The following is a 17,902-nucleotide window of genomic DNA, read 5'->3' as shown; positions in this document are numbered from 1 at the left end:
GTCAGGTGAGGGCCGCTGCCGCCAGTGCGGCGGCCCTCGCGACCAGCGGGTTGTCCGTCGGGCCCGCCGCGTCGTACTTGGTGGAGAGGACGGACAGCACGAGCGGCGGGCGGTGCGGGGGCCAGACGACGCCCACGTCGTTGGCGATGCCGTACGCCTCTCCGCCGCCGGTCTTGTCCGCCAGGGTCCAGTCGGCGGGGAGGCCGGCGCGGAAGCGCTCGGTGTTGGTGGTGTTGGCCACCAGCCAGGTGGTCAGCAGCTTCCGGTCACCGGCGGTGAGCGCGTCACCGGCGACGAGGTCACCGAGGGTGCTCCCGATGGCGCGGGGGCTGGTGGTGTCCGTCACCCGCCAGGGTTCCGCCGAGTTCAGCTCGGGCTCCCAGCGGTCGAGCCGGGTCGTCCCGTCGCCCAGCGAGCGGCAGAAGCGGGTGAGGGCGGTCGGGCCGCCCAGTTCCCGCAGGAGGAGGTTCCCGGCGGCATTGTCGCTCTGACCGACCGTGGCGGCGCAGAGTTCGGCCACGGTCATGCCGTGCGCGAGGTTCTCGGGCAGGCCGGTGACCGGGGTGTGCGCGCCCGCGTCCTTGACGTCCTGCTCGGTGTACCGGATGCGCCGGGCGAGGAACTCGCCGTGCCGGTCGAGGTCCCGCAGGACGGCCGCGGCGGCGAGCGACTTGAACACCGAGCACATCGGGAAGCGCTCGTCCGCGCGGTAGGCGACGGTCCTGCCCGTGGCCGTGTCGCGGGCGAACACTCCGAGACGGGCGGCGTACTCCTGCTCCAGCTCCCTCAGCTGCCGGGAGAGCCCGCCGCCGCGGGTGGCCGAACCGCCCGCCGGTGTCGCGGCGTTCGCGCCGGTGGCCGTGGCCAGCGTCGCGGCCAGCGCGGTTCCGGTGCCGAAGGCGAGTACCGCCCGACGGGACGGACGTGCTCCCGTGTTCTTCATGTGCGTCCTCTCCGGTGGTCGCCAGGACCGTTGTGGGGACCGTCCTGCCGGGCGGTCGCGAGCTTGCCTGTCAAGGACGTCACGGACGGACCGGATGGTTTCACCCCGGCCCACGCGACGGCGGACAAACGAAAAGGGGCCCGGGAGAACAGCTCCGGGCCCCTGTGCGTACGGGGGTGGGTGAAGGAGGGGAGGGAGGGGAAGCGGGTGCGGGTGGTTACGACAGGGCCAGCCAGGCCGCGCCGGCCACGACCACCAGGGCGACGATCACGCCGACGATGAGGCCGACGCGGGGCCCGGAGGACTGCGGCTGCGGGGCCGCGGCGCGGCGGCCGCCGACGGTGGGGGCCGGGGCGCCCTCGTCCACGAAAGCTCGGAACATCTGCGTGCTGCCCGCCGGGTCGTAGTTGCCCTCGGCCTGGTTCTGCGGGTTGGTCGCCATGGGCAAGGACCCTAGCGAACCAGGGGCGCCGGGGCACCCCAGGGGCGCGCACCGGACGACGCACGGAACGGCGGGCGGGCGGCTCGGAGTTCGGCCCACGGGGACGCGGCGCGGCGGTGGTTCGCGGGCCGCGGAGTCCCCCGGCGATGCGCAGGGCCGCCGGAGAGGTGGCGGGCGGCGTCCGGAACCGGGGGAAGAGAGCCTGCTCACAGCAAGAACACAGCGGGCGCACAGTGGGGTGGCCGCCCTGACCTGGGGGTTCCTTCCGGGTGATCGGCGGGCTTGACCAGGCGCGTAGGTGGCCTTGGGCGTCCCTTTACCATGAGCACCCCGATACGTTTGCCTTCAGCAACCAACTGAGTTTATGGTTGCCTCAAGCAACAAAAGACGCGTGGAGGAGCCCATGGCCGCTCAGACTCAATACGAAGAGCTGGCCAGGCAACTCAGTGCCATCGGAGCCGTCAAGCGCGAAATGGGGCGCATCCTCCCCCAGGACTGCCCGCCCGCTTCGGCCGGCGTGCTCACCCTTCTCGACCGGCACGGCGAGATGCGGATGAGCTACCTGGCCGAGCTGCTCGCGATCGACATGTCGGTGACCAGCCGGCACGTCGCCCACATCGCGGAGCGCGGCTGGATCGAGCGGAAGCCCGATCCGGCGGACAAGCGGTCGCGGCTGCTGCGCCTGACCCCGAGCGGCAAGGAACTCCTCACGGAGCTTTCCGAGCGCTACACCCAAACACTCGCCCGGTATCTGGACGACTGGACCGACAGCGACGTCGGCAACCTGATCGAGTTGCTCGCCAGGCTCCGTACGAGCTTCGGCGACTGCCGGACCCGGGCGCATCACGACTCCACCACCCGTACACCCGCAGGATGAAAAGGAACTACATGGCTACGACCACACCAGCCGGTGTGCGGGGCGGCCACGCCAAGCATGGAGGCGGCGGCGCCCCCTCCAGCGGAGCCCCCATGACGCACCGTCAGATCATGGAGGCGCTCTCCGGGCTGCTGCTCGGCATGTTCGTCGCCATTCTGTCGTCGACGATCGTGTCGAACGCGCTGCCGGAGATCATTCACGATCTGCACGGCGGGCAGAGCGCCTACACCTGGGTCGTGACGGCCTCGCTGCTGGCGATGACCGCGACCACCCCGCTGTGGGGCAAGCTCTCCGACCTGTTCAGCAAGAAGCTGCTGGTACAGATCGCGCTGGTCATCTACGTGGCGGGCTCGGTCGTCGCCGGTCTGTCGCAGAACTCCGGGATGCTGATCGCCTGCCGTGTCGTGCAGGGCATAGGCGTGGGCGGTCTGTCCGCCCTGGCCCAGATCGTCATGGCCGCGATGATCTCCCCGCGTGAACGCGGGCGTTACAGCGGCTACCTCGGTGCCACCTTCGCCGTCGCCACCGTCGGCGGCCCGCTGCTCGGTGGCGTCATCACCGACACCAGCTGGATGGGCTGGCGCTGGTGCTTCTACGTCGGCGTGCCGTTCGCGGTGATCGCGCTGATCGTGCTGCAGAAGACCCTGAAGCTGCCGGTCGTCAAGCGCGAGGGTGTCAAGGTCGACTGGGCGGGCGCCTTCTTCATCAGCGCGGCGGTCTCGCTGCTGCTGGTGTGGGTGACGCTGGCCGGCGACAAGTACGACTGGCTGTCGTGGCAGACCGCCGCGATGGTCGGCGGCGCGGTCGTGCTCGGCGCGATCTTCGTCTTCGTCGAGTCCAGGGCGAAGGAACCGATCATCCCGCTGCGGCTGTTCCGCAACAAGACGATCACCCTCGCTTCGGCGGCCTCGCTGTTCGTCGGTATCTCGATGTTCACCGGCACCGTCTTCTTCAGCCAGTACTTCCAGCTGGCGCGCGGCAAGTCGCCGACGATGTCCGGCGTGATGACGATCCCGATGATCGCGGGCCTGTTCATCTCGTCGACCGTCTCGGGCCAGGTCATCACCAAGACCGGCAGGTGGAAGGCGTGGCTGGTCTCCGGCGGCGTCCTGATCACCGCGGGTCTGGGTCTGCTCGGCACCATCCGGTACGACACCGCGTACTGGCACGTGGCGATCTTCATGGCCCTGCTGGGTCTGGGCATCGGCATGATGATGCAGAACCTGGTGCTGTGCACGCAGAACCAGGTCGCTCCGCAGGACCTCGGCTCCGCCTCGTCCGTCGTCACGTTCTTCCGCTCCCTCGGTGGTGCGGTGGGCGTCTCGGCTCTCGGTGCGGTGCTCGCCACCCGCGTCAGCCACTACGTCGAGGACGGTCTGGCCGAACTCGGGCCGAAGGCGGCGAAGGCGGCGGCATCGGCCGGCGGCGGCGGTGGCATCCCGGACCTTGACGCGCTCCCGGCACCGCTCCGTACCGTCATGGAGAGCGCGTACGGCCACGCGGTCGGCGACATCTTCCTGATCGCGGCGCCCTGTGCTCTGCTCGCTTTCCTGCTCACCCTGTTCATCAAGGAGGTCGCGTTGAAGACTCGCGGCGGACTGGCCCAGAACGCCGACGGCGAGGAGGCGACACCGGCCGGCATACCGACCGGCGCCGACGCTCCGGCGGCCGCTGCGGCGGCCCAGGTCGAAGAGCTGGAGCCCGCCCTGGTGGGCGCCCCCTCCGTTCCTTCCGACGACGATCACACTCCCTCGTGGGCGCAGCCGGCGGCTGCGGCGGCCACCCAGCCCCTGGCGGCGTTCGCGTCGGCCGGCGGCGGTGACCTCCCCGCCGGGCCCGCGATCCACGGATTCGTGCGTAACCCGGAGGGCCACCCCGTGCCGCGCTCGGCGGTCACGCTGATCTCGCTCAGCGGGCGCCAGCTCGGCCGCTCGGTGGCACAGGCCAACGGCTCGTACGCGCTCAGCGCCCCCGGCGCCGGCTCGTACGTGCTGATCGCGGCGGCCGACGGCCACCAGCCGCAGGCGTCCACGGTCGTCGTCGGCGAGCAGCCGCTCGGCTACGACATCCTGCTCAGCGGCACCAGCGGCCTCGGCGGCCAGGTCCGCAGCGCGGTCACCGGCGGTCCGGTGGACGGCGCGATGGTCGTCGTCACCGATGTCCGCGGCGAGGTGCTGGCCACCGGCAAGACCGGCGCGGAGGGCTACTTCTCCTTCGACGAGCTGCCCGCAGGCACCTTCACCGTCGCGGTGAACGCCGCGGACTTCCGGCCGACCGCGCTGCCGGTCGAGGTCGGCGGCCAGGGCACCACCCGCGTCGAGATCGAGCTGCTGTCCGGCGCACGGGTCCAGGGCATCGTCCGGGCCGGCTCCGCACGGCGCCCGCTGCCCGACGCCCGCGTCACCCTGGTGGACGCGGCGGGCAACGTCGTCGCCACCTCGACGACCGGTGAGGACGGCGCGTACGCCTTCACCGACCTGGACGCGGGCGACTACACGGTCATCGCGAGCGGCTACCCGCCGGTCGCCAACGGCCTGCAGATCGACGCACGCGGGGTCGACGGCTACGACGTCGAACTCGCCCACCCCGGGGACTGACCCGGATCCCGGGACCACCACCCGGGTAACCAAACCCCGGACCGGGGCGCGCCTTTGAGCGGAGACGCGCCCGGGACCGGACCCCAGGGCTCCGGCGGCGGCACTGCGCACAGGCTGGGGACGGCCTGCAGGCCGCCGCCGGAGCCCGCCATGTACCAGGCAAGAATCGGGAGTGGGAATGACTTCGACGGGCGCGGGAGCTGCGGGAGTACGGGCGCAGGTCCGCACACGGGACGGCTGGGCGGTCCAGCACGCCGTACTGACCGTCACCGACATGACGGGCGCGCAGGTGCTGCGCGAATCGGCCGACGAGGACGGCGTCATCCGCAACGCACAGCCGCTGACGCCGGGTCCTTACACGGTCATCGTGACGGCGGTCGGCTACGCGCCGGTCGCCTCCAGCTCGATCGTCACGGCCAGCGGCCGGATGGACATCGGGAACGTGGTGCTGGCGCGGCAGGGCGGCGCGGAGCTGCCGCCGCCCGGTGCCTGGACGATCGACCCGATGCACTCGACGGTGGCCGCGACCGCCCAGCACCTGGGCATCACCAGCGTGCACGGCAGGTTCACCGAGTTCAGCGGCCGGATCGAGATAGCCGAGGACCTGGAGAAGTCCGGCGTCGAAGCGGTCATCAAGGCCACGTCGATCGACACCGGCAACGGCATGCGGGACGGCCATCTGCGGTCCGACGACTTCCTGAACGTGGAGGCGTACCCGGACATCACCTACCGCAGCACGGGACTCGATCCGGCCGGTCCCGACCGCTGGACGGTGCACGGCGAGCTGGCGCTGCACGGCGTCGTACGGCCGGTCGACCTCAGCCTCAGCTACCTCGGCACCGGGCCCGACCCGTGGGGCGGCACCCGCGCGGCCTTCAGCGCCACCGCCGAGCTGCGCCGCGAGGACTTCAAGATGAACTACAACCAGGTCGTCGCGGCCGGCATCGCGGCGATCGGCACGACGCTGCGGGTCCAGCTCGACATCCAGGCGGTGCAGGGCGACTCGCTGCCGACGGGCTGACACCACGGGCACCGGCCGCACCGCGGCGGCCGACAGATACGGGACCGGGCCGGGGCCGGGCACCTCCAGGGGTGCTCAGCTTCCGGCCCGGTCCCGCATCGTTTCGATGCCCGCGATCTGGAGATCGAGGGCGAAGGTGAATTCGCGCTTCAGCATCTCCACGGCGCTGTGGCCCTGTTGGGCCTGGGCGGCCCGCTGGGACAGCGCCATCGTCTCGGCGTGCTCGGGGCGGACCGCGATAGCCGCGACGACCTGCGCGAAGTAGTCGTCCAGGCTGATGCCTGCGGCCCGGCAGCGGTCCTCGTGCAGCGCGCGGATGGTGGCGAAGCCGTAGACGAAGTGGAAGACGGCGGCCAGCGCGCCGGAGGCCCGCTCCGGGTCGAGGCCGCTGCGTCCCATCACGCGCAGGGTGGCGTTGGAGAAGGCCGTCGAGTGCGGGCCGATGTTGAGGAATTCGCCGAGCAGCCGGGCCGCCCAGGGGTGCAGCAGCAGCATGTCGCGGTAGGCGCGGGCGAGCACCCGCAGCTGGTCGCGCCAGTCGGCGGCGGCGTCGGACTCGTCCGGCAGCCGCATCTCGCCCGCCACCGCGTCGACGGCCAGCTCCAGGAGGTCGTCCTTGGTGTCGACGTACCAGTAGACGGACATCGCGGTGACGCCCAGTTCGGCGGCGAGTCTGCGCATGGAGAACTTGGCCAGGCCCTCGGCGTCCAGCAGCCGCACCGTCGCCCCGACGATCTTGTCGAGGTCGAGCCCGGCCGGCTGGTCCGCCTTCCGCTTGAGCGGGGGGCGTTCGGTCAGCCAGACGCTCTTCGGCCGTTTCCCGCCGCGGCCGTCCGTCGCTGCCATGGCGCCCTCCCTCTCGCTGAACCGGTGGTACGGAGGCGGCGCACCGGCCCTTCCGTTCCCGGCCGGTACCGGTACGCCGCCTGCGGTGCGCGCCCGTGGACGCGCACCGTCGATGCTATTCGGCCGGGGCGGCGGCCTGTTGCGCCACCGTCGGCATCCCGTCGTCGGCCGCGGCGCGCTCGGCCCGGCGCAGCAGTACGGCGGCGGTCAGGCCGCCGAGGAACACGGCGGCCGCGCCCACCAGTTGGCTGGTGCCGATGCCGGCCGCGAACGCGTCGTGCACGGCGGTGCGGTCGGCGTCCGTACGGGCCAGGCCGAGCGCCGCGGGCAGCGAGCCCGCGCCCGCGGCGACCACCGGGAGCAGTGCCACGAAGCGGGAGTTGAGGACCGCGCCGAGCACGGCGACACCGAGGCCCTGCCCGAATTCCATCAGGGTGCCGTTGACGCCGGCGCCGACACCGGCCTTGGCGGGCGGTATCGCGGACATGATGGCGTTGGCCATGGTCGGCATGGCCAGGGCGACGCCGATACCCATCACGATCAGGCCGGCCAGCATCCCGCCGTAGCCGTCGCCGCCGAGGGTGGCGATGAGGACGAGCCCGGCGGCCAGCAGCGACATTCCGGAGACGATCATGCCCGGGGTGCCGATCCTGGTACCCAGCCTGGCGCTCAGGCCGGTGAAGTTGACCAGGACGACAGTGACGGCCAGCGGCGCCATCCGGACACCGGCCTCCAACGGACCGTAGCCGAGCACCAGTTGGAGATGCTGGGTGAGCAGGAACATCGAGCCGCCCATGCCGAACGCGACGAGGATGCCGCCCGATACGGCGCCGATGAAGCGGCGGTTGCGGAAGAAGTGCATGTCCAGCATCGGGTGCGGGGTGTGCAGCTCCCAGAGCGCGAACAGCGCCAGGCCGACGAGTCCGACGGCGGCGGAGAGCAGCACCCGGCCGGAGAGCCAGCCGTCGACCGGGCCCGAGATGATCGCGAAGACCACCCCGACCATGCCGATCATGGACAGCAGCGCGCCGAGCGGGTCGGGCTTCTCACCGCTGGGGTTCTTCGACTCCGGCACCAGCGCGAGGACCGCGACCAGCGCGAACACCGCGACCGGCAGGTTGACCAGGAACAGCGAGCCCCACCAGAAGTGGTCGAGCAACGCGCCGCCGATCAGCGGTCCTGCGGCGAAGCCGAGGGAGTTGACCGAGCTCCAGATGCCGATCGCCTTCGGGCGCTCCGCGTCGTCGAATATCTGCATGACGACGGCGAGCGTCGTGGTGACCAGCAGCGCGCCGCCGACGCCCATCCCGGCGCGGGCGGCGATCAGCTGTCCCGGCGACTGGGCGAGGGTGGCGCCGAGCGAGGCGGCACCGAACAGCAGCAGGCCGGTGGCGAGCATCTTCTTGCGGCCGTAGCGGTCCGCGGAGTTGCCCGCGGTGAGCAGCAGTCCCGACTGGACCAGCGAGTAGGCGTTGATCATCCACTGGACGTCGGCGGTGGTCGCGCCCAGATTCTCGGTGAGCGAGGGGATGGCGACGTTCAGGACGGTGTTGTCGAGGACGACCGTGAGCTGGGCGAGGCAGATGACCCCGAGCACCAGCCAGCGGGTCGCGGATCTGTCGGGCGAGCCAAGAGGGGTGGCAGCGGTGGCCACGGGTGGCATACGGGCTCCCTGTACGGGTGAGCGGGGGCGCCGTCGGGCCCTGCCGTCCACGCCGGACCGGGCGGGACGAGGGCGGCACCCCGGAGCGGGGACGAAGCGCTGTACACCGTACAAGGGCGGGGTGTGCGGCGTACAACCCATTTCCCTGCGCCTACGGAGCGACGGGCGGCGGGGGCCGCCCCTGGATGGTTCCCATGTCAGTACAGCTCGTTCCGCTGCCGGAGCCCGGCGCCTGCCCGTCGCCCTTGCTGGTCTCCGTCTGCGTCGCCGGCTTGCTCGCGGACACCGCGTGCCACGGGTCGCCCTGCGCGGACACGCGATGTGGAAGAACCGTCAACAGGTCATCCCCAGCAGGGGCGGAATCTTCACAGGTAGAGCTGCCGCTTACAGCCCCGGCAGTACGTCTTGCCGTCGCGCTTCTCGGTCCGCTGGTGCTCACATGTCTTGGTCATCGCGTCTTCCCGGCCGGTAGGGCTGCGGGGCGTCGTTCCCGCTTCCGGCGGGGCAGCGGACTGCGTGCGGTCGGCGGGCGCGTCCCGGTCGTGCAACTGGCCGCGCACCATGCGGTCAAGCTCTCTGATGCACGGTCCGCACACGAACACATCACCCGTCGCACCGGGGGCGGTGACGGAGCCAACCCGCAGCACCCGCACGCTCTCACGTCGGCAGTACAGCCAACAGGCGCCCGTCGTCCACGCGTTACCGTCGCCCGTCTGCGCGGGCAACGGCCACGCCCCACGCCCCGGACGCTCGACGGCCAGGGGAAATGTCATGCCGTGGCCTTGTTCACCCTCAGCAGTTCGCCCCGCTCCGCCGGAGGCTGTATGACCGCGCAGTCGGAGAAGATGCGGAGGTAACGAGCGTGGCCGGTGTCTTGGGTGTGCTTGCGCATCCACTCTTCGACCGGTTCCGGGTCGTGGTGCGGTCCTGAGTCCTCACCGCACTCGATTACGTCGCCCGAGATGCATTCGGCTTCGTAGGTGGGCGTTGCCGTCTCGTCCTGCTCGATGGTGAACGGCACGTAAGGGAACACGCGCCGGGTCATGCCCTCGCCCCCTGCCCGCGCGCGCTCCCGTGGGGCTTGAGAGCGGCGGCAAGCGCGAGTGCCGTCTCCACATTGCAGCGCCCCAACTCGATCAGCACACGGGGCGGCGTGCCACTCAGCCACACCGGATCGATGCCCAGCGACGGCAGCACGATCCCGGCGCGTTCGAGTGCGGCGCTCAGCTCGTCGTGTACCTGTTGGGCTTCGCTGATCGTCTCGTCTGCCGTCGACCGATCGGACACGGCGACTCCTCTCCGGCGTCCTCATCTGAACTTGTGCCCCACCAGTGCACCGCCTCGACGGGATTCACGGGCCGTCCGCAACCGGACGTTCAGGCGGACGTTTCCGCGGACGCGGCACGGGCCACGTCACTACGGTGAGGGGGACCATCCGCCCACGTGAGGGGAAGTGAATGGCGGGGAGAGACGGCGGCGAGCCAGCACGGCTGCGCAAGGCGGCGGGCTATACGCAGGTGACCTTCGTCGAGGCGTTCGCCCGCGAGGCCGCGCTCCTCGGCATCGACGCGTCGGTGAGCGTTCGCCAACTACGGCGATGGGAAAGCGAGTCGCCCCCGCCGTTACCGCACCCGAGCCAACAGGCCGTACTTGAAGCGATGTTCGGCCTGCCACTCGCCGAGATGGGGTTCGAGGTCCCCCATCACCGCTTGACGGTCGCAGTGCCCGTCGGCGACGCCGGCGAGATGAAGAGGAGGACGTTCGTCGCCGACACCGGCGCGCTCGCCGCGGCGGCCATGGTTTCCGCGGGACCGCGCATCGGCACGGCAGACATCAATCTGCTGCGCGCGCGGTTGGATGGCCTCTACCGGACGGATCACACGGCGGGCAGCCTGCCGGCCATGACGCAGGCGCGCCGGATCGAGGACGAGTCACCGGCGCACTCGGAGCGGCCTCGTACACGAGTCGCGTCGGCCGCGAGCTACAGACGATGCTCGCCGAGCTGCACGGACACCGCGCTTGGTACGGCTACGACGGTGGACATATCGACGCGGGCCGCGCCGCCTGTATGGAAGCTCTCGCGGCTGCGCAGCTTGTCGACAACCCCCTTCTGCAGGTCTCCGTACTGGAAACCCTTGTACTCCTCGCGATCAAGGCAGGGCGCGCGTGGGAAGCCACGAGTGCAGTCGAGAACGCCTACCGGCTTGCCACCCGCGCAGGCGCCGGGCATACCGTGCATCTGGTGATCGCGCTGCGCGACGCCAACGTCGCCACGCACAAGGGAGACCTGTCCGGGGCACGCCGAGCCCTGAGCCGTGCGGTCAGCCATCAGGGGCGCACGGACACGGACCCGGAAGTCCCCAACTGGGCTCAGTTCGCCGGCCCGTTCGAGATCGACTACGCCACGGCAGACATGTACGTGCGTGCCGAGCAGCCCCAACGCGCCGTGCCGTTCCTGCGTGCAGCCGTGCGCGGCATCGGTGGCGAACTCGCCCGCAACAGCGCCTCGTACCGTGTGAAGTTCGCGGGTGTACTCCTCGGCGCCGGGGAGGTCGACGAGGCGTGCGCGGAGATGGACGCCGTTCTCGACGCGTGCGGTGGCATCTCATCGCCGCGGTTGCTGAGCAAGATCCGGGAGTTCCGGCGGGCCGCTGCCCGAGTCGACAGTCCAGCGGCCCGTGAGTGCGGCGAGCGCATGATCGAAACCGTTCGAGGGAGCACCACGTGAGGCAGCAGGGAAACATCACCGTGGAGCGCATGACCGGACCGGCCGCAGCGCAGGCCGAGGACGCGTTCAGGCTGGTCTACGCCGAGGCGTTCGCCGAGCCGCCCGATAGCGAAACCGAAGACGACGTCGCCGCCGCCTTCCGGCGCTTCCGCTCACAGACCCGCAAACGCACCTTCCGCGCCGCCCTCGCCCGCGCGGAGGACGGCGCGCCGCTCGGCATGGCGCACGGCTACCCGCTCGGGCCCCACACGGGCTGGTGGGATCAACTCACCCAACCCGTGCCCGATGACATGCGTCGCGAGGACGGGCACCGGACGTTCGGTCTCATGGAGCTTGCCGTACGAGGGCCGTGGCGCAGACAGGGCGTCGCGCGCCGACTGCACGAGGCGGTGCTCGGCGGCACCGAGACCGAGCGCGTGCTGCTCAATGTCCACCCGGACAGCAACGCGGCGCAGGCTGCCTACCGGGCGTGGGGGTACCGCAAGGTGGGCGAGGCTCGCCCGTGGGAAGGCGCTGCCCTTCATGACGTCATGCTCCTCGACCTGCGCCGGGCTGAGACGTAGGACGGACGAGCGGGGGCGCGCCACTACGACTCACCTCCGGCCCGCCGCCCGTCACGGGGAGGAACCGACAGGTCAGCCCGCCGGAGCCGTCAGGTCGTAGAAGGTGGCGCCGCCCGCCGTGACCTTCGTGAAGGACTTCTCCACCCAGGAGGAGATCTGCGACGCGGTACCCCGGCCGCCGCCGGGGCCACCGTGTCCGCCCGCGATGAAGTAGTGGATCCTGCCGTCCGCCACCAGCTTCTTGAACTGGGCGAGGGTCGGTGACGGGTCGCTGCCGTTGAAGCCGCCGACCGCCATCACAGGACGCTCGGTGGCCAGTTGGTAGCTCGCGGCGTTCTGCGAGCCGATCGCCGCCGCGGCCCAGGTGTAGCGGCCGGCGTCCTTCGTCACCAGTTCCCCGGCCTTGGCGGCCACCTTGCTGCCGCCGAGCAGTCCGCCCATGCCGCCGCCCGCGCCCCGGTGGCCGCGGCCGTGCCCGGTGAAGCCGCCGGGACCGCCGGGGAAGCCGGGCCCCGCGCCCTGGCCGCCGCCCGAGGGCTGCGCCGCCCCCGGTGCGCCCTTCGCACCCTTCATGCCGGGCCGCCCGCCCATGCCTTGGTGCCGTCCCCCGGGGAACCCGCCGCCGCCCTGGACCGAGGGCCCGGCCGTGATGATCGAGCCACCGTGCGCGGTGGTGACGGTGTCGAGCGTGTACGCGAGCGGCCCCGCCAGCGCCGTCGCCACCCCGAGACCCGCCGCCACGACCGCGGCCCGGCGGCCCGCCCGTGCGGGCAGCAGCAGACCGACCGCCGCGACGAGGCCGACGGCGAGCACCGTCCAGCGCAGCCAGGGCAGCCAGTCCGGCGAACGCTCCAGCAGCACGTACGACCAGCCCGTGGTCGCCGCCACGGCCACCGCCAGGACCAGCGAAGCCGTCCGCCCGCCGCGCCGCCACAGCAGCGTCGCCCCCATGCCGGTCAGCGCCGCGATGTAGGGCGCCAGCGCGATGTTGTAGTACTGGTGGAAGATCCCGGACATGAAGCTGAACGTCACGAACGTCATCAGCAGCGCCCCGCCCCAGGCCAGGAACTCCGCGCGCTGGGCCGCCTCTTGGGCCGCCGTCGCCCGCCTGGCCCGCCACAGCACCAGCACCGCGGCGGCCAGCAGGATCAGCGCGGCGGGCAGCAGCCAGGAGATCTGCCCGCCCATGTCCGACGAGAACAGCCGGGTGATGCCGGTCTCGCCCCAGCCACCGCCGCCGCGCCGGCCGCCGCCACCGCCGACGCTGCCGGTCTCGTTCCCCGTGATCCGGCCGAAGCCGTTGTAGCCGAAGGTCAGCTCCAGGAAGCTGTTGGTCTGCGAGCCGCCGATGTACGGCCGCGAGGACGCAGGCCACAGCTCGACGGCCGCCACCCACCAGCCGCCCGACAGCACGATCGCGAGCCCGGCGAGCAGCACCTGCCCGATCCGGCGGCGCACCGCCACCGGACCGCAGCACAGGTACACCGCGGCGAGCGGTGGCAGGATCAGCCACGCCTGGAGCGTCTTGGTGAGGAAGCCGAACCCGAAGCAGAGCCCGGCCAGCAGCAGCCACCGCGTCCGCCCGTCCTCCAAGGCCCGCAGGACGCAGGCGATGGCGCAGGTCATCAGCAGACACAGCAGTGCGTCGGGGTTGTTGAAGCGGAACATCAGGGCGGCGACCGGCGTCAGCGCCAGCACCGCACCGGCCAGCAGCCCGGCGCCCGCGCCGAACCTGCGCCGCACCGCCGCGTACAGCACCCCGACCGTCGCGACCCCCATCAGCGCCTCGGGCACCAGCACCGCCCAGGAGCTGAGCCCGAAGAGCCGTACGGACAGCGCCATCGGCCACAGGGCGGCCGGTGGCTTGTCGACGGTGATGGAGTTCGCCGCGTCCGACGAGCCGAAGAAGAACGCCTTCCAGCTCTCGCTGCCCGCCTGGACGGCCGCCGAGTAGAACTGGTTGGCGTAGCCGGACGCCGACAGGTCCCAGAGGAGGAGCACGGCGGTGACGGCCAGCAGGGCCGGCAGCGCGGGCCTGGCCCAGCCGGGATCGTCCTGGTGTCCGCGCACGATCCGGCCGGGCAGCCCGCGCAGGCCGTCGTGACGTACCGGGGTGACGGGCGGGGCGGCCGCGGTCTGCGGGTGGGGGATCATCAGGCACTCCTGGTCAGGTCGTTCGGGCCGTCGCGCCGCTCGCGGTCGGGGAAGACCCAGGCGCGGAAGAGCAGAAAGCGCAGCACCGTCGCCGCGAGGTTGGCCGCCACCAGGACGGCGAGTTCGGTCCCGTGCGAGGGGCTGCCCGCGGCAACGTCGAGCGCCGCGAGGGAACCGCTGGTCAGCGCGAGCCCGATGGCGAAGACGACCAGGCCCTGCGCCTGGTGCCTGACCGCCCGGCCCGGCCCGCGTACGCCGAAGGTCAGCCGCCGGTTGGCCGCGGTGTTGCCGATCGCCGACACCAACAAGGCGGCTGCGTTGGCGAGTTGGGGACCTTCGGCGATCCGGAAGAGGGAGTAGAGGGCGAGGTAGAGCAGCGTGCTGAGCGCGCCGACGGCACAGAAGCCGACGAGCTGGCGGGCCAGCCCGCCCGGCACCCCCGGCAGCTCGCGGTCCCGCGGATCGTCCCCGAAGGGCCGGGCGAGCCGGTCCAGCGGCAGGGCGCCGGTGGCCAGCGCCCGCCCCACCCGCCAGACCCCCTTGAGGTCGTCGGCCGCGGTCCGCACGAGGTGCACCGTGCTGTCCGGGTCGTCCACCCAGTCCACCGGCACCTCGTGGATCCGCAGCCCGGCCCGTTCGGCCAGCACCAGCAGCTCCGTGTCGAAGAACCAGCCGGTGTCCTCGACCATCGGCAGCAGCCGCTCGGCGACGTCACCGCGGATCGCCTTGAAGCCGCACTGCGCGTCGGAGAACCGGGCGGCCAGCGAACCGCGCAGGATGAGGTTGTACGTCCGCGAGATGAACTCCCGCTTCGGGCCGCGCACCACCCGCGAACTGCGCGTCAGGCGCGAGCCGATCGCCAGGTCCGAATGCCCGGAGATCAGCGGCGCGACCAGCGGCAGCAGCGCGTTGAGGTCGGTGGACAGATCGACGTCCATGTACGCGAGCACCGGCGCCCCGGACAGCGACCACACGGTACGCAGCGCCCGCCCGCGCCCCTTCTGCTCAAGCCGTACGGCCGTGACCTCGTCCAGCGCGTCGTCCAGCCGGGCCGCGACATCCGGCGTGCGGTCGGTGCTCGCGTTGTCGGCGATGGTGATCGTGAACCCGTAGGGGAAGGTGCGGGTCAGATGCTCGTGCAGCCGCCGCACGCACGGTTCGAGGTCGGTCTCCTCGTTGTGGACCGGGATCACGACGTCGAGCACCGTCGTGATCTCACCGAGTCGCAGATGCGCACGGGGCGGCAGGGATCCCAGGGGGACGCGGGCCGGCTGAGTCGTCGTCATACCGACGACGTTCGCCAACCCCGCTGTCACCTCGGTGTGCTGACCCTGTGCCCCCGCTGTGAGTCGCAGGCCCCGCCCCGCGCGGGCGGCAGCGTGACGGTGAAGACCGTACGGCCCGGGACGCTGTCGACGCCGACCGTGCCGCCGTGCGCGGTCACCACGGCCTGCACGATGGCCAGGCCGAGACCGGTGCTGCCGGCCGCCCGCGAACGGGAGGCGTCGCCGCGCACGAACCGTTCGAAGACGTCCGGCAGCAGCGCCGCGGGAATGCCGGGGCCGTCGTCCTCGACCTCCAGGCGGACGGCACCGCCGCGGCCGGCGGCCCGCACCCGCGCCGTGACGACGGTCCCGTCGGGCGTGTGCGTACGGGCGTTGGCCAGCAGGTTGACCAGCACCTGGTGCAGCCGCCCGCCGTCGCCGTGCACCAGCGCGGGCTCGGCGGGCAGTTCGAGCCGCCACCGGTGCCCGGGGCCCGCCGCCCGCGCATCGCTCACCGCGTCCACGACCAGCGGCGACAGATCCGTGCTCCCGCACGAGAGCGGGCGCCCCGAGTCGAGCCTGGCGAGCAGCAGCAGGTCCTCCACCAGACCGGTCATCCGCTCCGCCTCGGACTCGATGCGGCCCAGCGCGTGCCGGGTCTCGGGCCCCGGGCGCTCGGTGCCGCGCCGGGTCAGCTCGGCGTAGCCGCGGATCGACGCGAGCGGGGTGCGCAGCTCGTGGCTGGCGTCGGCGACGAACCGCCGCACCCGCATCTCGCTCTCCTGCCGCGCCGACAGCGCCGAGCCGACGTGCCCGAGCATCCGGTTCAGCGCGGCGCCCACCTGCCCCACTTCGGTACGGGTGTCCGACTCGCCCGCGGGAACGCGGACGTGCAGCGCCACCTCGCCCTGGTGGAGCGGGAGTTCGGAGACCCGGGTGGCGGTGGCGGCGACCCGGCGCAGCGGGCGCAGCGCTATCCCCACCATGGCCACCCCCGCGATCCCGGCAGCCACCAGGCCCGCACCCGTCACACACGCCTCGACCAGCACCAGGGTGCCCACGGTGTCCTCGACGTCGCCCATCGGCAGGCCCAGCATCAGCGAGCCGTCATCCGCCGACGCCACCCGGAAGTCGCCGAGTCCCGGCAGCTCGGTGGTGTGCGCCCGGCCGTCCCGCTCCACCGTGTTCAGCGCCGCGACCTGCGCACCGGACAGCGCGTCCAGCCGCTCGGACGGGATCCTGCTGGTGGACTCGTTGCTCTTCGCCCCGTCCCGTATCGAACCGTCCGGCCCGACGCGGGCGCCGACGGTCCCCCAGTGCTGGCTGCCCAGCGCGACGAAGTCCAGGCTCCCGGCGTGCGGCGGCTCGTGCGGCCGCGGCGCCTGCGCGCGCGCCACCGCGTCGCGCAGCTGCCCGTCCAACTGGTGCTGCAGATACGAGTGCAGGGCGAGCGTCGTCACCGTCCCGATGACCGCACCGACCACCGCGATCAGCGCCACCGCCGACACCACGAGCCGGTTCCGCAACGACCAGCGCCGCCTGCCCCGCACCGCCGGACCACGCCCACCGGACCGCGGCGGGGCGCCGGTCCGTCGCGGCTCACGACCCGGGTCATGGCCCGGCTCACGGCCCTGCGCAGCGGCCCGCCCCGGCCCGCCGGCCGTCCCCTGCACCCGCGGCGACGAGGTCTCGTGCGGCATCGGACCCGCTACCCCGCCGGCTTGATCAGGTATCCCGCACCCCGCCGGGTGTGGATCATCGGCTCGCGCCCGGCGTCGATCTTGCGCCGCAGGTACGAGATGTACAGCTCGACGACGTTGGCCTGGCCGCCGAAGTCGTAACTCCAGACCCGGTCCAGGATCTGCGTCTTGCTGAGCACCCGGCGCGGGTTACGCATCAGGTACCGCAGCAGTTCGAACTCGGTGGCCGTCAGGTGGATGTCCTGACCGGCCCGCGACACCTCGTGACTGTCCTCGTCCAGCACCAGATCCCCCACCGTCAGCAGCGACTCGCTGCGCGCGGCGGCGGCACCCGCCCGGCGCAGCAGCCCCCGCAGCCGCGCGACCACTTCCTCCAGGCTGAACGGCTTGGTGACGTAGTCGTCCCCGCCCGCCGTCAGCCCCGCGATCCGGTCCTCCACGGAGTCCTTGGCGGTCAGGAACAGCACCGGTACGTCCGGAAGCTCACGACGCAGCCGGGAGAGGACGGTCAGCCCGTCCATGTCCGGCAGCATCACATCGAGCAGCACCGCGTCCGGTCGCCAACTGCGGGCACAGCGCAGCGCACTCGCGCCGTTCCCCTCCGACCTGATGTCCCAGCCCTCGTAGCGCAGGGCCAGCGACAGCAGATCGGCGAGCGACGACTCGTCGTCCACGACCAGCACCCGCACCGGGCCGCCGTCGTTCCGCAGCAGCTCCGGCTGCTTGCCGGCCGCTCTCGCCGCACCCCCGGCGCCTGCGGCCGGTCCGGACGACGGGGCACCCGAAGGAACCCGGGAAACAGAGGACAGCGATGAAGTCACGGTCATGCGCCAGAGCGTGACCCGCCCCCGTGAGAGCCCCCTTGCCGGTATCTGTGAATCTCCTGAGAATCCCCCTCCCGTCACGCCACCCGACGCCCCCGCTTCCCCCGCTCCCCGTCACGCGCAACCGGGCTGGGCCGCCCCCCGCGCGGTCCAGCCCGACCAGCACTCCGTCAGCATCTCAGCCCCCACTGACAATCACCCTGACCTGCAACGATGCCCCTTCCCGCGCCCCGGCCAGGCACCCCGTCCGCCTCCGCACCGCCCCGCTCCACCGCCCCC

At 72.1% G+C, this 17,902-nt stretch carries 16 protein-coding genes and 1 pseudogene; 5 read left to right on the top strand and 12 right to left on the bottom strand.

Annotation, left to right across the window (positions count from 1 at the left end; all coding sequences use genetic code 11):
- Nucleotide 1: 1 nt before the first annotated feature.
- A complete protein-coding gene (gene bla, locus LIU39_RS26230) occupies nt 2-943 on the bottom strand; it encodes a class A beta-lactamase (RefSeq protein WP_227049375.1) in 942 nt (313 codons plus the stop codon).
- A 217-nt stretch (nt 944-1,160) separates the two neighbouring features.
- Nucleotides 1,161-1,385, bottom strand: coding sequence for a hypothetical protein (locus LIU39_RS26225; protein WP_227049374.1), 225 nt, complete (start codon nt 1,383-1,385; stop codon nt 1,161-1,163).
- 403 nt (nt 1,386-1,788) lie between these two features.
- Between LIU39_RS26225 and LIU39_RS26220 the strand changes: the two genes are divergently transcribed.
- From LIU39_RS26220 to LIU39_RS26210, 3 genes are all read left to right on the top strand, one after another.
- A complete protein-coding gene (locus tag LIU39_RS26220) occupies nt 1,789-2,262 on the top strand; it encodes a MarR family winged helix-turn-helix transcriptional regulator (protein WP_227049373.1) in 474 nt (157 codons plus the stop codon).
- 92 nt (nt 2,263-2,354) lie between these two features.
- Complete coding sequence (locus LIU39_RS26215; protein WP_505016425.1) at nt 2,355-4,859, top strand: MFS transporter; 2,505 nt, start codon at nt 2,355-2,357, stop codon at nt 4,857-4,859.
- Between the two features lie 178 nt (nt 4,860-5,037).
- The gene (locus LIU39_RS26210) at nt 5,038-5,880 is read left to right on the top strand and encodes a YceI family protein (protein ID WP_227049371.1); all 843 of its coding nucleotides are present in this window, start codon (nt 5,038-5,040) and stop codon (nt 5,878-5,880) included.
- A gap of 75 nt (nt 5,881-5,955) precedes the next feature.
- Here the strand turns inward: LIU39_RS26210 and LIU39_RS26205 are convergent, their stop codons facing one another.
- From LIU39_RS26205 to LIU39_RS26180, 6 genes are all read right to left on the bottom strand, one after another.
- A complete protein-coding gene (locus LIU39_RS26205) occupies nt 5,956-6,726 on the bottom strand; it encodes a TetR/AcrR family transcriptional regulator (protein ID WP_227049370.1) in 771 nt (256 codons plus the stop codon).
- 115 nt (nt 6,727-6,841) lie between these two features.
- Complete coding sequence (locus LIU39_RS26200) at nt 6,842-8,389, bottom strand: MFS transporter (RefSeq protein WP_227049369.1); 1,548 nt, start codon at nt 8,387-8,389, stop codon at nt 6,842-6,844.
- Nucleotides 8,390-8,754: 365 nt separating this feature from the next.
- Nucleotides 8,755-8,952 (bottom strand): hypothetical protein, encoded by a 198-nt coding sequence (locus tag LIU39_RS26195; RefSeq protein WP_227049368.1) that lies wholly within the window; start codon nt 8,950-8,952, stop codon nt 8,755-8,757.
- 206 nt (nt 8,953-9,158) lie between these two features.
- Nucleotides 9,159-9,434 (bottom strand): DUF7848 domain-containing protein, encoded by a 276-nt coding sequence (locus LIU39_RS26190; RefSeq protein ID WP_227049367.1) that lies wholly within the window; start codon nt 9,432-9,434, stop codon nt 9,159-9,161.
- On the bottom strand, nt 9,431-9,676 hold the full coding sequence (locus tag LIU39_RS26185) for a hypothetical protein (RefSeq protein WP_227049366.1): 246 nt from the start codon (nt 9,674-9,676) through the stop codon (nt 9,431-9,433). The genes LIU39_RS26190 and LIU39_RS26185 overlap by 4 nt, the downstream gene beginning before the upstream one ends.
- 335 nt (nt 9,677-10,011) lie before the next feature.
- Nucleotides 10,012-10,269 (bottom strand): hypothetical protein, encoded by a 258-nt coding sequence (locus LIU39_RS26180; RefSeq protein ID WP_227049365.1) that lies wholly within the window; start codon nt 10,267-10,269, stop codon nt 10,012-10,014.
- A 50-nt stretch (nt 10,270-10,319) separates the two neighbouring features.
- Between LIU39_RS26180 and LIU39_RS26175 the strand changes: the two are divergent.
- Together LIU39_RS26175 and LIU39_RS26170 are read left to right on the top strand one after the other, a co-directional pair.
- Nucleotides 10,320-11,117, top strand: a pseudogene (locus LIU39_RS26175) (NsdA family TPR-like regulatory protein); the annotation flags it as partial.
- Nucleotides 11,118-11,146: 29 nt separating this feature from the next.
- Nucleotides 11,147-11,680 carry a GNAT family N-acetyltransferase gene (locus LIU39_RS26170; RefSeq protein WP_227049405.1) on the top strand — a complete coding sequence of 178 codons (534 nt, stop codon included), beginning with the start codon at nt 11,147-11,149 and terminating at the stop codon, nt 11,678-11,680.
- A gap of 72 nt (nt 11,681-11,752) precedes the next feature.
- Here the strand turns inward: LIU39_RS26170 and LIU39_RS26165 are convergent, their stop codons facing one another.
- From LIU39_RS26165 to LIU39_RS26150, 4 genes are read right to left on the bottom strand one after another with little or no spacing between them, the layout of a single operon-like run.
- A complete protein-coding gene (locus LIU39_RS26165; RefSeq protein ID WP_227049363.1) occupies nt 11,753-13,834 on the bottom strand; it encodes an ArnT family glycosyltransferase in 2,082 nt (693 codons plus the stop codon).
- On the bottom strand, nt 13,834-15,120 hold the full coding sequence (locus LIU39_RS26160; protein ID WP_227049362.1) for a bifunctional glycosyltransferase family 2/GtrA family protein: 1,287 nt from the start codon (nt 15,118-15,120) through the stop codon (nt 13,834-13,836). Before LIU39_RS26160 ends, LIU39_RS26165 begins: the two co-directional genes overlap by 1 nt.
- Before the next feature lie 26 nt (nt 15,121-15,146).
- The gene (locus LIU39_RS26155; protein ID WP_372464052.1) at nt 15,147-16,832 is read right to left on the bottom strand and encodes a sensor histidine kinase; all 1,686 of its coding nucleotides are present in this window, start codon (nt 16,830-16,832) and stop codon (nt 15,147-15,149) included.
- Nucleotides 16,808-17,626, bottom strand: coding sequence for a response regulator transcription factor (locus LIU39_RS26150; protein ID WP_372464044.1), 819 nt, complete (start codon nt 17,624-17,626; stop codon nt 16,808-16,810). The genes LIU39_RS26155 and LIU39_RS26150 overlap by 25 nt, the downstream gene beginning before the upstream one ends.
- Nucleotides 17,627-17,902 lie beyond the last annotated feature (276 nt).

Source organism: Streptomyces pinistramenti (assembly GCF_020564935.1).
Classification (GTDB): domain Bacteria; phylum Actinomycetota; class Actinomycetes; order Streptomycetales; family Streptomycetaceae; genus Streptomyces; species Streptomyces pinistramenti.
The sequence above is the reverse complement of the archived record's forward strand: the minus strand, read 5'-3'. Positions and strand labels throughout refer to the sequence as shown.

Coding starts and splice junctions, on each gene's coding strand:
- bla (WP_227049375.1), bottom strand. CDS start 943: ATGAAGAACACGGGAGCACGTCCGTCCCGTCGGGCGGTACTCGCCTTC.
- LIU39_RS26225 (WP_227049374.1), bottom strand. CDS start 1,385: ATGGCGACCAACCCGCAGAACCAGGCCGAGGGCAACTACGACCCGGCG.
- LIU39_RS26220 (WP_227049373.1), top strand. CDS start 1,789: ATGGCCGCTCAGACTCAATACGAAGAGCTGGCCAGGCAACTCAGTGCC.
- LIU39_RS26215 (WP_505016425.1), top strand. CDS start 2,355: ATGACGCACCGTCAGATCATGGAGGCGCTCTCCGGGCTGCTGCTCGGC.
- LIU39_RS26210 (WP_227049371.1), top strand. CDS start 5,038: ATGACTTCGACGGGCGCGGGAGCTGCGGGAGTACGGGCGCAGGTCCGC.
- LIU39_RS26205 (WP_227049370.1), bottom strand. CDS start 6,726: ATGGCAGCGACGGACGGCCGCGGCGGGAAACGGCCGAAGAGCGTCTGG.
- LIU39_RS26200 (WP_227049369.1), bottom strand. CDS start 8,389: ATGCCACCCGTGGCCACCGCTGCCACCCCTCTTGGCTCGCCCGACAGA.
- LIU39_RS26195 (WP_227049368.1), bottom strand. CDS start 8,952: ATGGTGCGCGGCCAGTTGCACGACCGGGACGCGCCCGCCGACCGCACG.
- LIU39_RS26190 (WP_227049367.1), bottom strand. CDS start 9,434: ATGACCCGGCGCGTGTTCCCTTACGTGCCGTTCACCATCGAGCAGGAC.
- LIU39_RS26170 (WP_227049405.1), top strand. CDS start 11,147: ATGACCGGACCGGCCGCAGCGCAGGCCGAGGACGCGTTCAGGCTGGTC.
- LIU39_RS26165 (WP_227049363.1), bottom strand. CDS start 13,834: ATGATCCCCCACCCGCAGACCGCGGCCGCCCCGCCCGTCACCCCGGTA.
- LIU39_RS26160 (WP_227049362.1), bottom strand. CDS start 15,120: ATGACGACGACTCAGCCGGCCCGCGTCCCCCTGGGATCCCTGCCGCCC.
- LIU39_RS26150 (WP_372464044.1), bottom strand. CDS start 17,626: ATGACCGTGACTTCATCGCTGTCCTCTGTTTCCCGGGTTCCTTCGGGT.